20 protein-coding genes and 3 pseudogenes are annotated in these 16,900 nt (G+C 67.0%); 12 read left to right on the forward strand and 11 right to left on the reverse strand.

Going from position 1 to position 16,900, the window contains the following annotated elements; all coding sequences use genetic code 11:
* Positions 1–510 precede the first annotated feature (510 nt).
* Positions 511–747: a hypothetical protein gene (locus ID574_RS52525; protein ID WP_188196622.1), complete on the reverse strand. Its 237-nt coding sequence runs from the start codon at positions 745–747 to the stop codon at positions 511–513.
* Between the two features lie 597 nt (positions 748–1,344).
* On the opposite strand from ID574_RS52525, the gene ID574_RS52530 reads away from it, so the two are divergent.
* The 3 genes from ID574_RS52530 to ID574_RS52540 are packed head-to-tail and all read left to right on the forward strand — an operon-like array spanning position 1,345 to position 3,096.
* Positions 1,345–1,854 carry a hypothetical protein gene (locus tag ID574_RS52530; RefSeq protein ID WP_188196623.1) on the forward strand — a complete coding sequence of 170 codons (510 nt, stop codon included), beginning with the start codon at positions 1,345–1,347 and terminating at the stop codon, positions 1,852–1,854.
* Positions 1,855–1,898: 44 nt separating this feature from the next.
* Positions 1,899–2,411, forward strand: a complete 513-nt coding sequence (locus ID574_RS52535; RefSeq protein WP_188196624.1) for an RNA polymerase sigma factor — start codon at positions 1,899–1,901, stop codon at positions 2,409–2,411.
* A complete protein-coding gene (locus ID574_RS52540) occupies positions 2,395–3,096 on the forward strand; it encodes a zf-HC2 domain-containing protein (protein WP_188196625.1) in 702 nt (233 codons plus the stop codon). Before ID574_RS52535 ends, ID574_RS52540 begins: the two co-directional genes overlap by 17 nt.
* A gap of 273 nt (positions 3,097–3,369) precedes the next feature.
* On the opposite strand, the pseudogene ID574_RS52545 reads toward ID574_RS52540, so the two are convergent.
* Positions 3,370–3,576, reverse strand: a pseudogene (locus tag ID574_RS52545) (recombinase family protein); the annotation flags it as partial.
* A gap of 347 nt (positions 3,577–3,923) precedes the next feature.
* Here ID574_RS52545 and ID574_RS52550 point away from each other — a divergent pair.
* Complete coding sequence (locus ID574_RS52550; protein WP_188196626.1) at positions 3,924–4,274, forward strand: STAS domain-containing protein; 351 nt, start codon at positions 3,924–3,926, stop codon at positions 4,272–4,274.
* Positions 4,275–4,369: 95 nt separating this feature from the next.
* On the opposite strand, the gene ID574_RS52555 is transcribed toward ID574_RS52550, so the two are convergent.
* The 5 genes from ID574_RS52555 to ID574_RS52570 form a co-directional block, all read right to left on the reverse strand.
* Entirely contained in the window at positions 4,370–4,762 is a 393-nt protein-coding gene (locus ID574_RS52555) for an ATP-binding protein (RefSeq protein ID WP_188196627.1), read from the reverse strand.
* A gap of 97 nt (positions 4,763–4,859) precedes the next feature.
* Positions 4,860–4,985 carry a hypothetical protein gene (locus ID574_RS62125; protein ID WP_262496166.1) on the reverse strand — a complete coding sequence of 42 codons (126 nt, stop codon included), beginning with the start codon at positions 4,983–4,985 and terminating at the stop codon, positions 4,860–4,862.
* Positions 4,982–5,314 (reverse strand): helix-turn-helix transcriptional regulator, encoded by a 333-nt coding sequence (locus ID574_RS52560; RefSeq protein WP_188196628.1) that lies wholly within the window; start codon positions 5,312–5,314, stop codon positions 4,982–4,984. Before ID574_RS52560 ends, ID574_RS62125 begins: the two co-directional genes overlap by 4 nt.
* 225 nt (positions 5,315–5,539) lie before the next feature.
* Complete coding sequence (locus ID574_RS52565; RefSeq protein ID WP_188196629.1) at positions 5,540–5,749, reverse strand: hypothetical protein; 210 nt, start codon at positions 5,747–5,749, stop codon at positions 5,540–5,542.
* Between the two features lie 309 nt (positions 5,750–6,058).
* Positions 6,059–6,469 (reverse strand): heavy metal-responsive transcriptional regulator, encoded by a 411-nt coding sequence (locus ID574_RS52570; RefSeq protein ID WP_188196714.1) that lies wholly within the window; start codon positions 6,467–6,469, stop codon positions 6,059–6,061.
* 92 nt (positions 6,470–6,561) lie between these two features.
* Here ID574_RS52570 and ID574_RS52575 point away from each other — a divergent pair, with 92 nt between their 5' ends.
* The 4 genes and pseudogenes from ID574_RS52575 to ID574_RS62130 form a co-directional block, all read left to right on the forward strand.
* Complete coding sequence (locus tag ID574_RS52575; RefSeq protein ID WP_188196630.1) at positions 6,562–6,708, forward strand: hypothetical protein; 147 nt, start codon at positions 6,562–6,564, stop codon at positions 6,706–6,708.
* Between the two features lie 252 nt (positions 6,709–6,960).
* Complete coding sequence (locus ID574_RS52580; protein ID WP_188196631.1) at positions 6,961–7,701, forward strand: hypothetical protein; 741 nt, start codon at positions 6,961–6,963, stop codon at positions 7,699–7,701.
* A gap of 1,117 nt (positions 7,702–8,818) precedes the next feature.
* Positions 8,819–8,992, forward strand: a pseudogene (locus tag ID574_RS63240) (plasmid pRiA4b ORF-3 family protein); the annotation flags it as partial.
* Between the two features lie 53 nt (positions 8,993–9,045).
* A pseudogene (locus tag ID574_RS62130) lies at positions 9,046–9,369 on the forward strand (IS1096 element passenger TnpR family protein); the annotation flags it as partial.
* Positions 9,370–9,493: 124 nt separating this feature from the next.
* Here ID574_RS62130 and ID574_RS52590 read toward each other — a convergent pair.
* The gene (locus ID574_RS52590) at positions 9,494–10,357 is read right to left on the reverse strand and encodes a DUF4145 domain-containing protein (protein ID WP_188196633.1); all 864 of its coding nucleotides are present in this window, start codon (positions 10,355–10,357) and stop codon (positions 9,494–9,496) included.
* 82 nt (positions 10,358–10,439) lie between these two features.
* Between ID574_RS52590 and ID574_RS52595 the strand changes: the two genes are divergently transcribed.
* Positions 10,440–10,661: a hypothetical protein gene (locus tag ID574_RS52595; protein WP_188196634.1), complete on the forward strand. Its 222-nt coding sequence runs from the start codon at positions 10,440–10,442 to the stop codon at positions 10,659–10,661.
* Positions 10,662–10,863: 202 nt separating this feature from the next.
* On the forward strand, positions 10,864–12,189 hold the full coding sequence (locus ID574_RS52600; RefSeq protein ID WP_188196635.1) for a hypothetical protein: 1,326 nt from the start codon (positions 10,864–10,866) through the stop codon (positions 12,187–12,189).
* A gap of 41 nt (positions 12,190–12,230) precedes the next feature.
* Here ID574_RS52600 and ID574_RS61135 read toward each other — a convergent pair whose 3' ends face one another.
* Positions 12,231–12,383: a hypothetical protein gene (locus tag ID574_RS61135; RefSeq protein WP_223167997.1), complete on the reverse strand. Its 153-nt coding sequence runs from the start codon at positions 12,381–12,383 to the stop codon at positions 12,231–12,233.
* Between the two features lie 171 nt (positions 12,384–12,554).
* Positions 12,555–13,610, reverse strand: coding sequence for an AbiJ-related protein (locus tag ID574_RS52605; protein ID WP_223167998.1), 1,056 nt, complete (start codon positions 13,608–13,610; stop codon positions 12,555–12,557).
* A gap of 170 nt (positions 13,611–13,780) precedes the next feature.
* On the opposite strand from ID574_RS52605, the gene ID574_RS52610 reads away from it, so the two are divergent.
* Positions 13,781–14,713, forward strand: coding sequence for a hypothetical protein (locus ID574_RS52610; RefSeq protein WP_188196636.1), 933 nt, complete (start codon positions 13,781–13,783; stop codon positions 14,711–14,713).
* A gap of 164 nt (positions 14,714–14,877) precedes the next feature.
* Here ID574_RS52610 and ID574_RS52615 read toward each other — a convergent pair whose 3' ends face one another.
* Entirely contained in the window at positions 14,878–15,336 is a 459-nt protein-coding gene (locus ID574_RS52615) for a DUF6401 family natural product biosynthesis protein (protein ID WP_188196637.1), read from the reverse strand.
* Positions 15,337–15,478: 142 nt separating this feature from the next.
* On the opposite strand from ID574_RS52615, the gene ID574_RS52620 reads away from it, so the two are divergent.
* Positions 15,479–16,891 carry a competence protein CoiA gene (locus tag ID574_RS52620; RefSeq protein ID WP_223167999.1) on the forward strand — a complete coding sequence of 471 codons (1,413 nt, stop codon included), beginning with the start codon at positions 15,479–15,481 and terminating at the stop codon, positions 16,889–16,891.
* Positions 16,892–16,900: the final 9 nt, after the last annotated feature.

Below are 16,900 nucleotides of genomic sequence, written 5' to 3' on the forward strand. Positions count from 1 at the left end.
GCACCATGCGGACCGCTTCGTCCTTGAACTCCTGGCTGAATCGTCGGTTACGCCCCGCCACAGCCTTCCCTTCCGGTTCTCCCTCAACCTTAGTTGGGGACCTGTCCGGAAGATCCGGGGCACCTCAGTCCCCCGGCATTGGCGGCACCCCGCCAATTGCGCGTGCGGGCGGACACAGATCTTGGCGGGTGCGATGCGCGCCCCCGCCAAGACGGCCAGGCCCAGAGCCGTCCGTCGTGACGGCACCCGGCCCCCTTCACGCGATGTCCTGATCTAACGATCAGTTGCCCCGCGCGATCAACACCGAAATGAGGCCACCGCCACGAGTGCCCCTGTTGCCTCCCATTTACGCCGATCGGCGAGGCCGCCAGTCGGCGACCAGGTGATCGGCGACGGTGTGGGACGCCGATGCTGCCCGTACCAGAGCCGCTCGGCCGGCCCGCACCACGCCCGGGGCAGCCAGGCCGCCAGCAGCTCTGACGAGCTCCCGCACCGGCACATCCCGCAGCGTCATCCGGCCAGGCGTCGGCGCAGGAACTCCTTGCCCTGCTCGGCTCCCTTACGGCTTTCGCCCTGAGCACGGCGGAAGAACCCGGCCAGTTCCCCATCCCCAGCGCGTTCGGCATCAGCGATGTAGTTCTCCAGCCGCAGCACATTGCTCAGGCACTGCTCAACGAACCAGATCAGGTTGTAGTCCTTGTCCAGGGTTCCGGTGACGCCGCCGGTCTCCTGTTGTGTCCGATCCATCTGTTTCCCCCTTCTTGTCTTCGCCGGGCCCGGTCGACCTCGCCAGCCGGTTGTCCGCCGGTCGGCTGGTCGCGCCACCCGGCAGCTGCGCTCCACGCCCTTGCCAGCCCCAGGCACGCCTATGCGGTAGCCCGGTGGTGCCAGCTGCGCGCACGGAATCACTCCATGCCGCCGCCGCAGGCCGGCTGGCAGGCAAAAAGTGGCGTGGACGTCCAGCCTTCCCCTGGTCGGCGGCCCGACGCCCACGCCGTCGCGGAGTCGCCGTCTTCCCCGAAGCCGACTCCACACCACCCCTACATATCAGTAGTTGTCCGATCACTAAGAGCGAATCGCCGTTGATGGCCAGATCGATCGTGAGCTGTATGTCGCACTCTGTCGGTGTACGGGCAGACGTGTTTCCGAGGTGTCGAAACCAGTGAGCGAGCCGGTTCTGGATCGAGTGGCGGCTGAGGCGCAGGGCGCTGTGGTGTCAGCGCCGAGGCCACACGCCCTGAACAAATCTTGAGGGAATCGACCTGTGGTGGGTGCAATCAGCGCCGCCTGTCATCCGTCCGTAGGGGTAGCAAAATGGGGACGAGGTCGTAAAGGAGCAGCGTCATGGCTGCTGAACCTCTATTGGGCCGGCTGATCCGCGGTGTCATCGGCGGTGTGGTGTCCGGCCTGATCTTCGCCGGGGTGACCATGTGGTTTGCCTCGACCCAGCCGCCCGGCAAGGCCGAGATGCCCCTGCACATGATCGCTAGTATCGTCCAAGGTGGCAAGGAAGCGATCATGGCCGGTCAGACCAGCATCTGGGTCGGCCTGGCCGTGCACCTGATGCTGTCGGCGGTCTTCGGTATCGTGTTCGCACTGATCGCGCCGATGCTGCGCACCAACGGCACCGCCGCCCTGGTCGGCACCGTGTACGGTGCGCTGCTGTACGTGGTCAACTTCCTGGTGCTCTCGCCGCTGCTGTTCCCGGTCTTCGGCGACGCCAACCAGCCGTTCGAACTGTTCGCCCACGTGGTGTTCGGTACGGTGCTGGCGTTCTTCTTCTATGGGTCCGGCGTGCGCCGCGGCGAGGGCTTGCTGGCCATCGGCCCGGCGGAGCGGGCTCAGGCCCGCTGACCCCGGCCTCGATGAAACGAGCATGGTGACATGGGTCCGGTGACATGAGCGGAGGGCAGGAGCGGTTCCTGCGGGCGACGATGCCCGCGGCGGATGTGGTCTTCAACCTGGCCCGCAGGCTGACGCCGTCGCCGGCCGATGCCGAGGACCTGGCGCAGGAGACCTACGCCCGGGCGTGGGCTGCCTGGATCGACGGCCGCCGTCCGCGCAAGGCCGCCCCGTGGCTGGCCACCATCTGCCTCAATCTGGGCCGCGACCGGCTGCGCCGCAGCGCCACCCACGCCGAAGTGCCGTGGCCGCCCGGCTTCAACCCGCCCGGGCAGGCCGACGTGGCAAGCGAGGCGATCACCCACTGCGTGATCGAGGCGGCCCTGCACAGCCTGCCCGAGGAACAGCGGATCGCGGTGATCTTGATGGACCTGTGCGGGTTCACCGCCGCCGAGGTCGCCGCCATCACCGGCGCCCCGCGCGGGACCGTCCTGGCCAGGGTCCACCGGGGGCGTAAGAAGCTGGCCCAAGCCGCCGTGGAGGTGAAGTCCGGTGCGCCACGATCCTGAGCGCGATGCCGCCGCCTACCTAGCCGGCGAGCTCGGCGCGCTGCGCCGCCTGTGGTTCGAGCGGCACATGCTGGACTGCCGCGACTGCTGGACCGAGGCCACCATCGCCCGGCAGGGACGGATGCTGGCCGAGTCCCTGCGCGTGGCGGCCCCGCCGTCGACCCGCGAGCGCATCCGGGCCGTGGCGGAACTGGACACCGAGCCGCAGCGTGGGCGCTGGCCGCAACTGCTGCTCGCCGCCGCGGTGGCGGTGTTGATCGCCGTCGCGCTGGCGATAGCGCCCCGGCTGACCCAGACGCAGCCGGCCCCGCTCGTGGCCGCCGCCGACCTGCAGCGCGCCGAGTCGCTCGTCGTCTGGCAGGAGCCGGGCCCGCCGCTGCCCCGCATCGGCGCCTACGCCTGGCGTGGCACGGCCCAGGAGGAGTTGGGCGAGATGGCGGCGACCGTCTACAGCTACGCCGCGCCCGACGGCCGCCACATCGTGGTGATCGCCTCCAGTCGCCCGTTTCCCCGCGCGGCAGGCGCCCGGGACGTGAAGCCGGCGCCGAGCTGGCTGGCCGAGGTCGAGGGCACGTCGATGCTGTGCGCGGACAAGGACGGCACCTCCTGGCTGGCCGTCGCCGCCGACCCAGCCACCGCGCTGACCGTGGGACGAGCGCTCGGGCTGACGCGAGAGGGGCGGTAGCAGGTTCCGCCCCGGGCCGAATGAACGATCTGGGGAAAGACACGGACACCGACATGCCGTTTCGCGAGCGCGAGCTCTCTGCTGCTGCCTGGTTCGGCGTGCGGGTGTGCTCGAACGTGACCAAGACGGCCCCGCTCCGCTGCGCTGGACAGCAGAGCCCGACCTGCTGTGCAGCAAGACCATGGTCAAGAAGATCGAGTAGACAGCCAGCCGGGGACTGCCTCTACCGGGCGGGGCCCGTGGTGGCGGCTGTTTGTCGAGCTGGCCGGCGACGGCGAGCACGGCGAAGAACATCGCGCCCATGCCGTTGGGGTCGTAGATGCCGGTGAGCGGGCCGGTGAGGAGTTCAAGCTGGACGCCAGCACGCTGGAGCTGGGCGGACAGGGTCATCAGCTCGGCGGCGTTGCGGGCCAGGCGCTTGAGTTCGTGGACGGTGATGATGACCTCCTGGTCGGGGGCGGTCTCCTTGATGTCTGCCAAGCGGCCGGAGAATGTCAGCGGCCTGCGACGTGCGATGTCAGTGGCGGCGACACGAGAGCGTCAGTGAGTCGCGACACGAAATCGTCAGTAGCTGGAGAGATCCGAGCCCCTCGACCACATCCCTTATCTTCGGTTGTCAAGCGAAGTGGCTGATCAGCCGTTTGAAGGTCTGTCAGGCATGTCAGGCAAGGAGACAGACCGCAAGTGCTCGATGATCCGGGCCGGTTGCCGTGGTTAGCGTGCGAGATCCGGGTAGGGGGATGCGAGGTTGATCTGCCGCGCCGGGCGTCGGTCGCGTGTCTCACTGTGGTCGTGTGGCGTCCGGCTTGACCCCATAGCTTTCCGCCATGACTCAGTTAACGATCACTGTCGAGCAGCGGCCCGGATTCTCCCTCGTCGCCCTTGATGGGGTATTGGACCATCAGACCCGGCCCGGCCTGCTGCGCGTCTTCGACCAACTCGTGGACGAGCCCACTCCCCGGATCGTGATCAACACCCGCGATCTGGGCTTCCGCGATTCCCATGGCCTGTGGGTCCTGGTCAGCGGGCAGCGCCGAGCCGAAGAACGGGGCGGCGCCGTCCGGCTGATCGGTGTGCATGGAGTGCTCGCCCGGCTGCTGACCATCACGCAGCTGGTCGATCTGTTCCCGCCGTATGCCAGCCTCGCGCAGGCCGCCGCCTGGCCGGCTCGCAGGTGAGGGTGCCTGCTCGTCTGCGGGTGAGTCATCGGGCAGGCGCTGCGGGTCGGCCTGCGGTTCGCGTCCGGGTATGGAAGCGGTCACCTGGTGCGGCCCTAAGCGCAGCCGCAAGCGGCTCCCGCCGTCGGGGTGATCGAGGCTGACCTCGTCGCATAACCGGGCGATGACCCACAACCCCCACCCCCCCGTCCTCCCGGTCTGCCGATGGGCGGCGGGGTCGTGACGTGGTGCTGGAACCGCTCATTGGTCAGCGTGCCGGCCGGATCGACCACCTCGACCGCCAGACCGCCGGAATCGGCGCGCGCCAGGAGGGTGCCGGAGCCGCTGCCGTGCTCGAGCACGTTCGCCGTCGCCTCCCCCACCACGAGCAGCACGTCATCCAGCCGGGTACCGGCGAAGCCGGCCGCCGCAGCAAAGTCGCGCACCTGATCCCGCAGCGTCCCAAGGTCCGCGGTGATCGGGCACTGCAGTACGGCATGCTCGTCCATGCCCGCCACCTCTCCCTCATCTGCACGAACTCTGCCAATCTTCCCATCGCCGACTGCCTCATGCGGGACAGCGCGGGCGGTTCAGCGGGTTAGAGGCTCAGGCGGGCGCGGGCTCGCTGGGAGACGGCTCGGCCACCGGGGCCGGTGGTGCGTGGATGACCTGGATGGCCTCTTCGACCGAGGCCTCGGCCTGGAAGGCGGTGCGCAGGCCGGTGATGGTCAAGCCCTTGGAGCATGGGCAGGATCGCCGTCGCCGGGGTCATGCTGGTTGAACAGGTCCAGGAGGGCCTGGATGGGGATGGTGCGCTGGCTGGGATGTCGCAGGTGCAGGCCCGGGACGATCGTGTAGCGGTTACGCCGGCCTTCGCGCCGCACTTCGATGTAGCCGGCGTCCTCCAGGTCGTTCACGATGCCGCCGGCAGCGCGCTCGGTGATGCCGATTCTGGCGGCGATGTCGCGGATGCGCGCGTGCGGGTCGTCAGCGATGAGGCGCAGCACCTGGGCGTGGTTGGTTAGAAACGTCCAGGTGGACTGCCGTTCGGTGTCGTTCATGGCCCGCGATGTCCTCTCCTCAGGACGGTCTGGGCGCGTCCGGGCCTGGCGCAGGCCAGCATAGCTGAAGTCTAAGTGAGGAATTCAGGTTCAGGTGATCTTTTGCTCTACGGCGATGACGGCGTCATCCAAGAGGAAAGACCGGCGGAAGCCCGAAGATCCCGACAACGTGAGGGTTGCCGGGATCTTGAGGTGCAGAGCTCAGGTGGTGGATCCCTCTCCGCTTCACTGAGCCGAATCGTGTCCTTCCGTGTGCTCACCCATGCCCATCATCCGGTGGCAGTCGGCCATCATGCGGTCATGTTCGCCGGTCCTCGGCGGATCGGCGGGCATCTGGGCGAGTGTCCAGGCTGCGGACGGAATGCCGGTTAGAACGCCCACGACTGCTCCGATGGTGAGCGCGGCGGCGGTGCTGCGAAGGTGCATGCAGACCATCCCCCCTCCACTCCCATGCTAGGAGGCCTTCGGCGCTCCGGGCCGAGGCCGGCTTTTCCCACCAGCTGGGCGCGGGCGGATTCGCGGACAGCTCGCGCGCCGGACATCCAAGACGAGGGCGACGAGTCGAACACGGCTTCTCAGCCGATCCGCCTCGGCCCGCGCGCACCGGCGGCGGCGATCACAATCCGTGACGGACATCAACTAAAGCCGTACTATGAAGTCCAATGACCTGGAAACTTTCAGCGAGCAGCCCCGGTCACAGTCGCAGACGTCATCACCTCTGGGCCCCAGGCCTCCGAGCGGCCGCTACTCGATTCCATCCTCAATGATCGGGCAGACGGCAGAGACGCCTTCGCCAGGGTTGGCTGCCGTCCGGTGCGCGTGGAGCAGGCTCTCTCGAAGTGCCAGGAGGTCGGCGATGGCTTCATCGATCTCGGCGAGGCGCCGGTCCAGCACCTGGCGGGCCCGAGCGCATGGCGTGTGTCCGCTGTCGCGGACGGCGAGCACCTGAGCGATATCGTCCAAGTGCAGGCCCAGCGTGCGGGCCCGCCGGACGAAGGTCAGCAGCTCGACATCGGCTTCGTCATAGAGGCGGTAGCCGGTCGCGCTGCGTCCGGCCGGTGGCAGCAGCCCCTTGGCCTCATAGAGCCGCACCGCTTTGCGGGTCAGCCCGGCTGCCTGGGCGGCCTGCCCGATGGTCAGTCCTGCTCGTGGCATCTGCTCCACCCCCCTTTCGCCTTGAACTTCACCTTGGGTCCAGGTTCTAACCTGCCTCATGAGCAGGCAGAACGCCGAAGGAGGTGAGCGGTATGCCGTTCCGTGAAGGCGAGGTTTACCGCTGTCCAGATCCAGAGTGCGGGTGCGAGGTGACCGTCACCAAGGGCGCTGCTCCGGGCAAGGGCGGAGACCGCAACCCGACCTGTTGCTGCGGCTTGGAGATGACCAAGGTCACCTGACTCCTCAGCCGCCGGCCGCGCTTCGTGCGCGGCCGGCGGCCGGTCGCCCTCCTGCTAGGTAAGGCGCATCCGCGGGAAACCACGTCCTTGCTGGGGACGCCCGCGCTCGCGCAACCGATGACCGGCACCACATGTCCGCGTACTTCTTTGGGTGCTCCACCGAGTACGGAGATATGTGCACCAGCTCAGGCGATTGGCTTGTTCGATGTTCTTGAGTCGGTAGCTGGGGCCGTGGATGGAGATCACATCGCAGTGGTGGAGGAGCCTTTTGTTGTTGTCAGGATGGCGGTGGCCAGCACCTCGCCGGCGACGACCTCCTGGCCCGAATGGTGCTGGCTGCCGATGGGCGCCGCCGCCGCGCTCGTGCAACGCCACGGCCGTGGCCCGGCGGCCGTCGGCGACATCGCCCGGGTCGCCGCGGTAGCGCAATGGAAGCTCGTCGGCCGCCACATCGTCGTCCCCTCGGCCGACGTCGCCGACGCAGCTGTGCCCGCTGCCTCGTCCACCCCGCCGGAAGGCGTCCACCTGCCCATCTCCCGCCCGCGGCTCCTGGAGGTGCTGGGCGGGGCGTGCTATTACGTGGTGACGCCCGTCGCCAACGCAGACGGTGCATCGAACGGGGTGTACGGTACGTACCTCCACCTGGAGCACGACACCGAGGCGGATCGCACGGAACTGCGGTTCCTGGTCGATCTCGGACGCGGGTGGGACGCGCTCTTCCCGGTGATCATGCATGCCGACCAACCCACCCTGGCCTGGTCCGAGCAGGACATCCGCGCCAACATCCCGCCCCACCTCGCCGGCCCGGACACTGACCGTTTCCTCGCCCAGCATCGGGCAATCGGCTGGTTGGTGTGGCCGTTGCTGGGCGCGCTGCTCGATGAGTCTACGCACCTGATCGGGCCGGGGAGGCTGGTCGACGCCGACCCGCTGGTCAAGGACGCCAGCCTGTGGCAGCTCACCTATGAACGTCCGCGTCCGACTGGCGTGTAGACGGGCGAGTGAGCACGGGGCAAATCGTGCATCTGGCGACTGTTGGACGGGCAAGGTGGCCAGCCCATGACGGACTAGCTACTCCAGCATCGGGACGGCTCATGCCGTCCCGGGCCACGACGGGCTTCTGTAGACCAAACAGGGGCGCTAGCACTCGCCGCGGCCCTCTGCCGTTCATTGCCAGCAGCGACTCGGCCTGGCTCAGCATCGCCGCCGATTGTCGCCACTTCGTGCTATGTGCCGTTCTCATCCTTAGTTGACCAACAACACCGGGCGGGTTCTGCGCCTCCTGCGAGGCGATGCAACGGCACGCCGGTGCGCAACCGTACAGCGAAATCGCCGCATTCCTGCCCACATCGGAGGCACGCATATGTAGGCTTTGCGATCTCGGCAACCTCGTGGACCACCGAGAAAGGCGCGTTCCGGGCGGTTCGCCCTGTTTGGCGACAGATCTCTGTAAGAGGGACGGTGAGTCACCCGGAACGGCGCCTGCCTAGCGGCACATCCCGACCGCACTCTCGCCCTTGTGGCAGGTGTCGCATGGCCGCCACCCTGGTCCGGCTAAAGGAGAACGCCCACGGCCGGAGAAGGCGTTTCAGACGTCGATATCCATGTAAAGGATAATCATTCCGACCAGCTTGATCGAGGCGTACGGGCGAAGCCCGTTCCTTCTATCACCCGAACGGAGTGCTATAACCCTTTGCATCTCGTCGAAGAACGGCCACTGCCTTTACTTTGTAGATCTATAACTGCCTCGCGGTGTCTCGACCTGCCCGACGCGCCGGCGTCCGGTCAGGGGAAGTGTGGGCATGGGCGCTGCTTCATCGTCCAGGGGCCGCTGGTGACCTGCCGCGCCCGGGCCGTCTCCAGCCGCTCCCTCTACGGGCAGTCGTCCTGGTACGCCTGCCTGGCCCACGCCGACGTCGACGCCGGCGACCCCGAGGACCTGCCCGCGACGGAGACGGCGCCGATCACAACGGGCCTCGAGGAAAGCGAGCACGATGATGTCGGCGTCGAGCGGCCCCGCCTCACCTTGGTGATCAACGACAGGCTCGACCTTGAGGATCCGGGCGGACCTGCCGACCCGCCGGCGGCCGCGGCCGCTGTGGTCACCACCGTGCACCAGCTCAAGGTGGCCCTGCGAGACGTCCAGCCGCAGGTTTGGCGGCGTATCCACGTGCCGTCGGTCGCCAGCCTGCTGGACCTGCATAACGTGATCCAGATCGCGATGGGCTGGCAGAACTACCACCTGCACCTGTTCGCCAAGGACTGGATGGAATACGGCGACAACGCCTCCAGCGAGTATGACGTGACGCTGGCCCGCCTGCTGCCAAGGCGGGCGAGCACCTGGCCTACCGCTATGACTTCGGCGACTGCTGGGACCACGACCTGGTGGTGGAGAAGATCCACCAGCCCGGGCCGAAGGCGCTCTACCCGCGCTGCAGCGTCGGCGGCCGCGCCTGCCCGCCCGAAGACAGCGGCGGCTCGGAGGGGTTCGCCGACCTGCTGCGCGTGCTGCGGCACAAGAAGGGCTGGAAGTACCGCCACGCGCGCAACGTGCTGGGCACCAGCCGCTGGGACGGCACGGTCTGGGACCGCGAGGAGGTTAACGCCGAGCTCGCCGAGCTCGGCAAGGGTTGGACCTGGTGGCCGCCGGCGCGTCAGTAGCTCGCGTCGCGGATCATCACGGCCACCACCTGGCCGTACAGCATCAGGATGCGCTGCTGGTGCGGCTGAGGAGCCTGCAGCGCCGCCAGCGGCGTCACACCAGCTCAGCGGCTATGCCAGCGGCTCACTGGGTGGAACTGCCTGACCTGGGGACGAGTTGGCCGAGCCGCCAACTGCGCGCGGTCAGGGCGGAGGCGGTTTTTCGGTGCAGTTCCTCTAGCAGTCCATGGAACTCGGCGGGATCTCCATGATCGGTTCCCCATACCTCGGCTAGCGGCCCCTGAGCACCCTGCGAGACTGCTTCAGGGCACAGGCTCACCAGCTGGAGCGCGCCGTCTTCCTGTAGGTCAACCACGTAGGCGACGTCGGTGATGGGAAGTCGTTTGATCGCCTGTTCACGATCACGGCGAGCCTTGGCCTGGGCATAGCGGGCCGGAGTGACGTACAGGTGACCCAGCATGTGCTGCGCCAGCGCGATCGCGTCGGCGGCGTCGTCGAACGACGCGCGCGAGTCGGTGTCGTGAGCGCTGTCGTTGCCGACGTCCTTGAGGTGGATCGCCCAGTCGTAGAGCTGCCCGGTGATCACCCCGCTCGTGTGGAGCTCCTGCAACTTGGTGTTCAGCGACTTGAATCCGCCTCTGGCGGTCGTCGGGCTGACGCCGTGATCGGCGCACAAGGCTTCAAGCAGCCGCCGGACCATGATGGTTGCGGCGGTGTGGGCTCCACTGTCGTGGCACACCTGCGCCTCGGCGAGGCTGTCGGCCAGCGCGGTGGGGATGGAAGGCTCGAACGCGGGACGCGCGGGAGGCCACATCTGGCGCAACCCGGACAGGAGCCTCACGTAGAGGACGACCTGGCCGCACGAGCCGTACTCGGCAGGGGCGTTGCAGCGTGCCAAAGCGTAGCCCTCGCTGCGGGCGTCAAGGATCAGCTGTTGGTCGCCACAGCTCGGACACGCGAGGGTGTCGAGTTCCTGCTGAAGGTCCACAGCGGAACCATAGCCGCGCCTGGAATGCCGACGCCTCCGGTTTTGGCAGCGATCGCCCCGAAAACGATCGTTCAGCGCGCACATGGTGCGAGGCAACCACCGGGCGGACAGCGGCGACACGGCGATCCTAGCCAGCTGCGACACCTCGCCCGGGCGGCGAGCCATCACCAACCTGGCGCGAGCCATCGGCCGCGCCGAGGACACGGCGGCCGCCAGCTACGCAGTGTTCGTCATCATGAGCGAGACGGCCAACGGCGGGATCACCTGGGACCACAGCGACGGCCGACTCGACAGCGACGCCTGACCGGCCAGCCCGACCCCCGAGCACGCATGTGTGGGACATTCTCCGCCATTTAGTAGGCGTGCGACCGGCACGACGGCGCGGTGACCGTGTTCCTGGATCGTCTTGGACGACTTGCAGCCGCGCCGCCCGGTTTGCGGACCGGTCCACCGGAACATCCTCGGCTATTGAGAGATCGTCAGCTTGAGGTCATACAGTGATGGACATGCTGAGTGGCCAGGGCGGTGCTGGGTCGTGGACTAGAGAGCTCACCACGCTCTCCGAGCTTCTGCTGCAAGCCGGCAATCAGCGCGCGGCGCGGCTGCTGTCGCTGGTGCAAGATGCCGAGTCGGCCGATTGGGAACCCTGGGACGAGACACAGACCGTGGTGCTGCGAGTGCGTCCGATCTTCCTGGACCTGTTCCGGCCCGCTGACTTACAGGCCATCGCCACACAGATGGACAAGGTGATGGACAAGACGATGACCTTCGGCGGTGGTCCCCGCCATGAGGTGACGGTCGCCGCCATGCTGGCCGACCCCTTCGCCAAGGCTGAGCTGGGCGGCACCGGAACCTTGACCATTCAGCTGCGTGATGCGATCGCCGACGCGCTTCATCCCGTCCGTTCGTACGACCTGCCGGCGGTGTGCGGAGCATTCGGGCTCGATGACGGCGATGGCGAGGAAGCCCACTACAGCAAGCGCGCGTACGTGCGGAGCCGCATCTCGCACTACACCCAGGACCAGCTGTGCGAGCTCGGCGCCCGAGTCGTCGAGGAGCACTATCTGCCGCAGCTCTGGGGGCTGTTGCAAGTGCTGGCCGGCAAGCGCTCCGGGGTCAGCAGCACGTTCAAGAATCTGATCTTCGCGGCGGACGGGCCGAAACCGGACCTGGTGCTCGCTGACGCGGTCAGCAACACCATCGAGATCGTGGCCAACGGACAGTACTGCCTGGTGTACGACCGGCCCCTCGGCGACGCTGGTTTGAGCTGGGAGGACCTGGTCACGTGGTGGGCAGAGACGCAACCACCGACGGACATGGACGATCAGGGTCCCGCGAACTGGCTCTACTTTCGCCTACTCCGTTCGCTCGACGCCGGTCGTGCCGAGTCAGACGAGCCGGGCCCCGAGACGCTGATGTTCCAGACGTACGCCAAGCTGCTCAAGGTCCACGGGTTTCAACTGCCGGCCTTGGTACCGCAGGTGTACTTGCACTACGACCCGTACACCCGAGCACGGCGGAAGACGGTGGGCCCGCTGCCCCGTCAGCGCATGGACTTCCTCATGTTGCTCCGGGGGCGGCGACGGCTGGTCATCGAAATCGACGGCGTCCAGCACTACGCGGTCGGCAGGCAGGCCAGCCCGAAGCTGTACGCGCAGATGGTCGCCGAGGACCGGGAGCTGTACCTGGCCGGCTACGAGGTGGTGCGTTTCGGCGGCGATGAGTTCCGCTCCGCAGACCGCGCTCGGGTGATGGTGCGCGAATTTTTCGAGCGGCTACTCACCGCGCACGGGTATCTGAGCGAGGGCAAGCGGGCGGCCGGCGCATCCTAGGGTTTGCCCGCGCGCCGAGATGCCGAGAGGCCCAGACGGCATCAACCGGTAGAGGGGGTGACGTCGAACCTGTCGAACAGGTCGGCGAAGAACCGCTGGAGCAAGGGACGGGCCCGGGCGAGATCGTCGAGTTCGTCGGTGCCGAAGCGGAAGACCTCGTATCCACTGAGCTTGAGGTCACGGTCACCTCTCATGCTGGCTGCGTACTTGCTGCTATCGGGTCTGCCATTGGTTGAGTAATGCTGGCGACCGTCGACCTCCAGGACGACGCGCTGGCCGCGAGGGAGGAGGAGCAGGAAGTCCATGCGGAATCGGAGCAGCGCCTCAGGCCCGCGTTCGCGGACGGTCTTGGGATCCCAATGCAGCTATACCTCGGGCAGAAGGGCGGGCAGCCCAGGCACATTCGGGCCGTGGAGTTCGTGGTAGAGCGTGAACAGGTTCCGTTGGGCATCGGAGTTGTTCGGCAGACAGGAACCGAGCCTGGCGTACAGGGAGTCCTTTGCGGCCTTGTCAGTGGGCAGGTTCCGGGTCTCCTTCCACCATGACTGCAGGTCGCGCCAGAGTATGCCGTCAGCGGTGACGGGCCGGTCGTAGACGAGTACGTCGTCGGGGTTGAGGACCTCAATGTCGTTGTCGACGGCGCTCAGGAAGCGGATGTCGGGCTTGGCTGTCGTGGCGAAGATCAGGTTCTTGGGCTGTCGTGAGCGTGCGGACTGGGTCGAGACGATGCCGAATACGGGGTAGCCGCCCTCGGACCGGATCTGGCGAAGTTCGATTCCGAGGGTTTGCAGGTGGGGGTTAATGATGCCGACCACGCGCCGTTGGGCGGGCTCGTCGGGGAGGACTTCCGCGCTGGCCATTCCTTCCAAGAAGAGGCCGAACCGGGTGTCACTCGCCTCGAACGCGTTGAGCTGTTCGAATAGATCCTCAGCGGTCCAATCGCCGGGGTTGCGGAAGACGTGCCGGTCGATCTGGGCACTCAGCGTCGCGCCGGCCTCGATGAGCCAGTCAAGCGGGCCGTTATCCAAGACCCATAAACGGGCTAGAAGGGCCTTGAACCGGCTGGAATATGGGAGGAAATCGGCAAGATCGAGATCTCGGGCGATGTCACGCCGGGTCCGTGCGGGGATCTCCAGGGTGCCGTGGCCTGCCCATAAGACATCCTGGATCATGTTGCGGGTCGCCGGGGAGACTTGCAGTTGCTGTAGGACGCGCTCGGCCACCATCGGCAGGTCGGCATCGGCGAGATCGGCGAGGCCCTGGCCGATCCGGTCACGCTTTGAGCCAAAGGCTTCGTCCGGTACCGACACTCCCAGACCCTCGCAGATCGGACCCAGCTCGCGATGCGAGTGGGACGCGAGGTCGAATACGACGCCAGCGACGAGCCCGCGCAGCGCCTCCAGATCCAGTCCACGCGCCATCCCGCGATTCTGGCAGAAAGCCGCACAGGCCTGTCAGGAGGCAGTAGCCCACCTCCCCGCTTCAAGCCTGACCCGATCAAGGTCATCTGGTGGGACATTCCTCCAGAGAAGGGAAGAAGTCAGATGCGATCTTCAGGAATCGATCACTAACGTCCTTCAGGTGACCACTGTTGATCGCGACCAGCTCCTGGACTCGGCGAAGGACTTTGCCTCCCGCGCGCTCAAGGCATACACCGAAGAGGAACACCAGGGTCATCCTCACCAACGCAGCCATCGGCCTGGAGCACCTGTGCAAGGCGTATCTGTGCAGCCTGCACCCGGCATTGCTCATGGAGATCAAGAACGGGCAGCTCGACTCGCTGCTCCACCTCATCGGTCACAGTGCCAGGGCAAAGGAGCCCAGCAAGGGGCCGCGCACAATCAGCGGCCGGGTCGCCGTCGAGCGCGTTCAGGCCGTTCCTCGTGGCATCACGGTGCCACAGGACCAGGTCAGGCAGCTCATCGACGTCCGCGACGGCGTCGTGCACGTCGGCTACCTCGAGGAGAAGGAGACCCAGCAGATCCTCGCGAGCTACGTCCGGCTGAGCGATCGGCTCTTCGAGGAACTCAAAGTCCCCGCGACCGACCGGTGGGGTGTTCATCAGGAGCTGGTGGAGTCGCTGGTCTCCGAAACTCTCCACGAGGTCGAGAAGGACGTCCGCCGCCGAATGGCGCGGGCCAAACGCCACTTCGACGACCTGATGTCGAAGATCCCCGAGGAACAGCACGCGGCGGTGATTAAAGCTCGCCAGGCGAACTCCTGGATCAACCACGCCGACGGCGCAGACTATGCCGACGTCACGTGCCCTGCCTGTGGGGACGACGGGGCGTCCTGCTTCGGCCGCGAGGACGTCGATGTCTCCGTCGATGTCGAACCCGACGGTGAAGGCGGCTACCACTCCTACATCGACGGGGCCTGGAGATTCCTTCAGGCAGAGAGCTTTGCATGCGGCGCATGCGGCCTGCAGCTCCACAACCCTGATGAGCTGGAAGCCGCTGGCCTGGAGATCACCATTGATATGCCGGAAGGGGATGATGAGGACGACGAGCGGCCCTATCGGTGAAGAGCAAGATCCTCGAATGGCCGATCAGTCTCGAGGGCCGTGACGAGCGCCGCTTGGCTAAGCAGGACCATGGGCGATGCCCGTGATCCTGCTTCAGTGGAAGGACGAGCGGGCGTCAGGCGGAGCCGCTGCTGTCGGTCGGCGGCTGGGAGCGGTCATGGTCATCACCTCGCCGATCGGGGAGCATCGCCTCGGTGCAACTGCAGCAGACCACCGTCGAAGGCCAGATGGAACAGAGCGCCCAGGCGCACGGCCGCGAAGTCGGGGTCGCCCGCGGCGGGCGTGCGAGCGTCTGGACGTACCGCGGCCTCCAGCAGGCAGGCGAGGATGGCGTGGGTGTGGCCCAGCAGGTAGGAGTTCAGGGCGGCCTTGCCGCGCTTGCCGGCGAGAAGCTTGGACAGCCGCGGCTCGCTGTCGTCCAGCTCTCGCAACCCTGCCACTTCCTCGCTGATCGCCGCGCTGAAGGCCGGGTCGGCGGCCGCGCGCGCGTAGATCTCTTGGCCGTACCGGTCGTACAGCCTCTGCACCGCGAACATCTCCATGGGCCCCTGCGGGGCCTCCTTCGGATCAGGCCCGTCGCCGCCTCGCCACCAGGCTTGTAACCAAGATCCAAGTTTGCTCATCCCAGCATGATGCGCGCACGGCGCGCATCATGGCAAGCACGCCCTGTAAAGAGTGCCGGTCAAGCTGCCTGTCAACGCGCGACGGACCATGTGAGCTCCGAGAAATGTCAGTGGCGGCGCGTACCGTCGGCTCACTTCCCCCTTGGACATCAACTGCGACGGGGGCCATATGGCGTTCACGGCTGTTCATCCCGAGCGGGGACGTATCGATGCCACGCTCACTGATCTTGGTCAGGGTCTGGAGTGGAAACACGTCTACCGAACCCAACCCCGGACCCGGCTCACCTGCCCCGAGTGCGGTCACGGCGTGCACGCCAAGCTGTCACCACGGCGGATGCGGTACTTCGCGCACGACCCCGGCCGTTCGCCACACTGCCAGCTGTCGATGGAATCGGCCGATCATCATCTACTGAAGCGTGTGCTGGCTGAGGCAATCCGCCGTGCGGGCTGGTCGGCTGAGCTTGAAGTGCCGGCGCCCGACGGGGCCTGGCGGGCCGATGTGATGGCGACCTCTCCCGCGGGCGGCCAGCGGATGGCGTGGGAGGCGCAGCTCTCCCCGATCACCGACGACGACATCGAGATGCGCACCGACCGCTATGCCGCCGACCAGGTCCATGTGTGCTGGGTCAGTTCCCGCGACCGCGTGCCGTGGCTGTGTACGGTCCCTGCGATCGCTGTGACCCCGGCGAGCCAACCGACAGACGCCGAACAGTGGAAGGTACACGACGGTCTGGCGAGGTTCGACTACGGCCGCGGCGGCTGGGCCCAGGTCGACGTCACCCTCACCACCTTCGTCCGATGGGTATTGGCCGGCGACCTGGTCTTCCACACCATCGGGCTCCGTTACCGGCGAATCCACCTACCGGGCAGCAACGCCACCATGCGGCGTTCGGCGTCGTGGACCACACCGCGTTCCGCCGAGGCGGAGAGTCGGCACGAAACCATGCGCCAGCAGCAGGAAGCCGCCAAGCGTGCCCGGGAGGAGCGCGCACGTGAGGCTGATGAGCACCGCAAGCAGGCCGAGCGTGAGCGCCAACGCCGGGAAGAAGAGCAGCGCCGCGCCGAGGCCCAGGAACGGCACCGCCAGATGACGATCGCGTTGGAGCGTCAGCGCGCGGTCTGGGAGGCAGAACGCCGTGAACAGCAGCGTCAGCAGGAGGAACAGGCCCTGCGGGAAGAGCACGCACGCCGTGAACGCGACCGCCGGGAGCAAGCGGCCGCACAGCAGTGGTGGAGCGGGGTGTCCGCAGCTCAGCTCACCGAACTTCTGGACCATGTCGCGGCGCTGGCTGTGAGTGAGCGCGCCGCACGAGCGCTGCCTGTCTCCGGTCAAGTCGAGCGCGAGCACGGGTACGGCATCGCCGTCCACACCGGTCGCCTTCTGTACGGGGTGGTCAGACCATGCCCGCATTCGCTGGGCCGACTCCCCACCTCAACGCGGGTCTTTGTGCGCAACGCCCGCGAGAAGGCGCTGATCATCGCAATGGATCTTGTTGATGCCGACCTGGTCACCCACTTCAACCTGCCCGACCATGAGCAAACCGCTCTGCTCTGACACACGCCA

It is taken from the genome of Nonomuraea sp. SYSU D8015, assembly GCF_008065375.1.
Taxonomy (GTDB): domain Bacteria; phylum Actinomycetota; class Actinomycetes; order Streptosporangiales; family Streptosporangiaceae; genus Nonomuraea.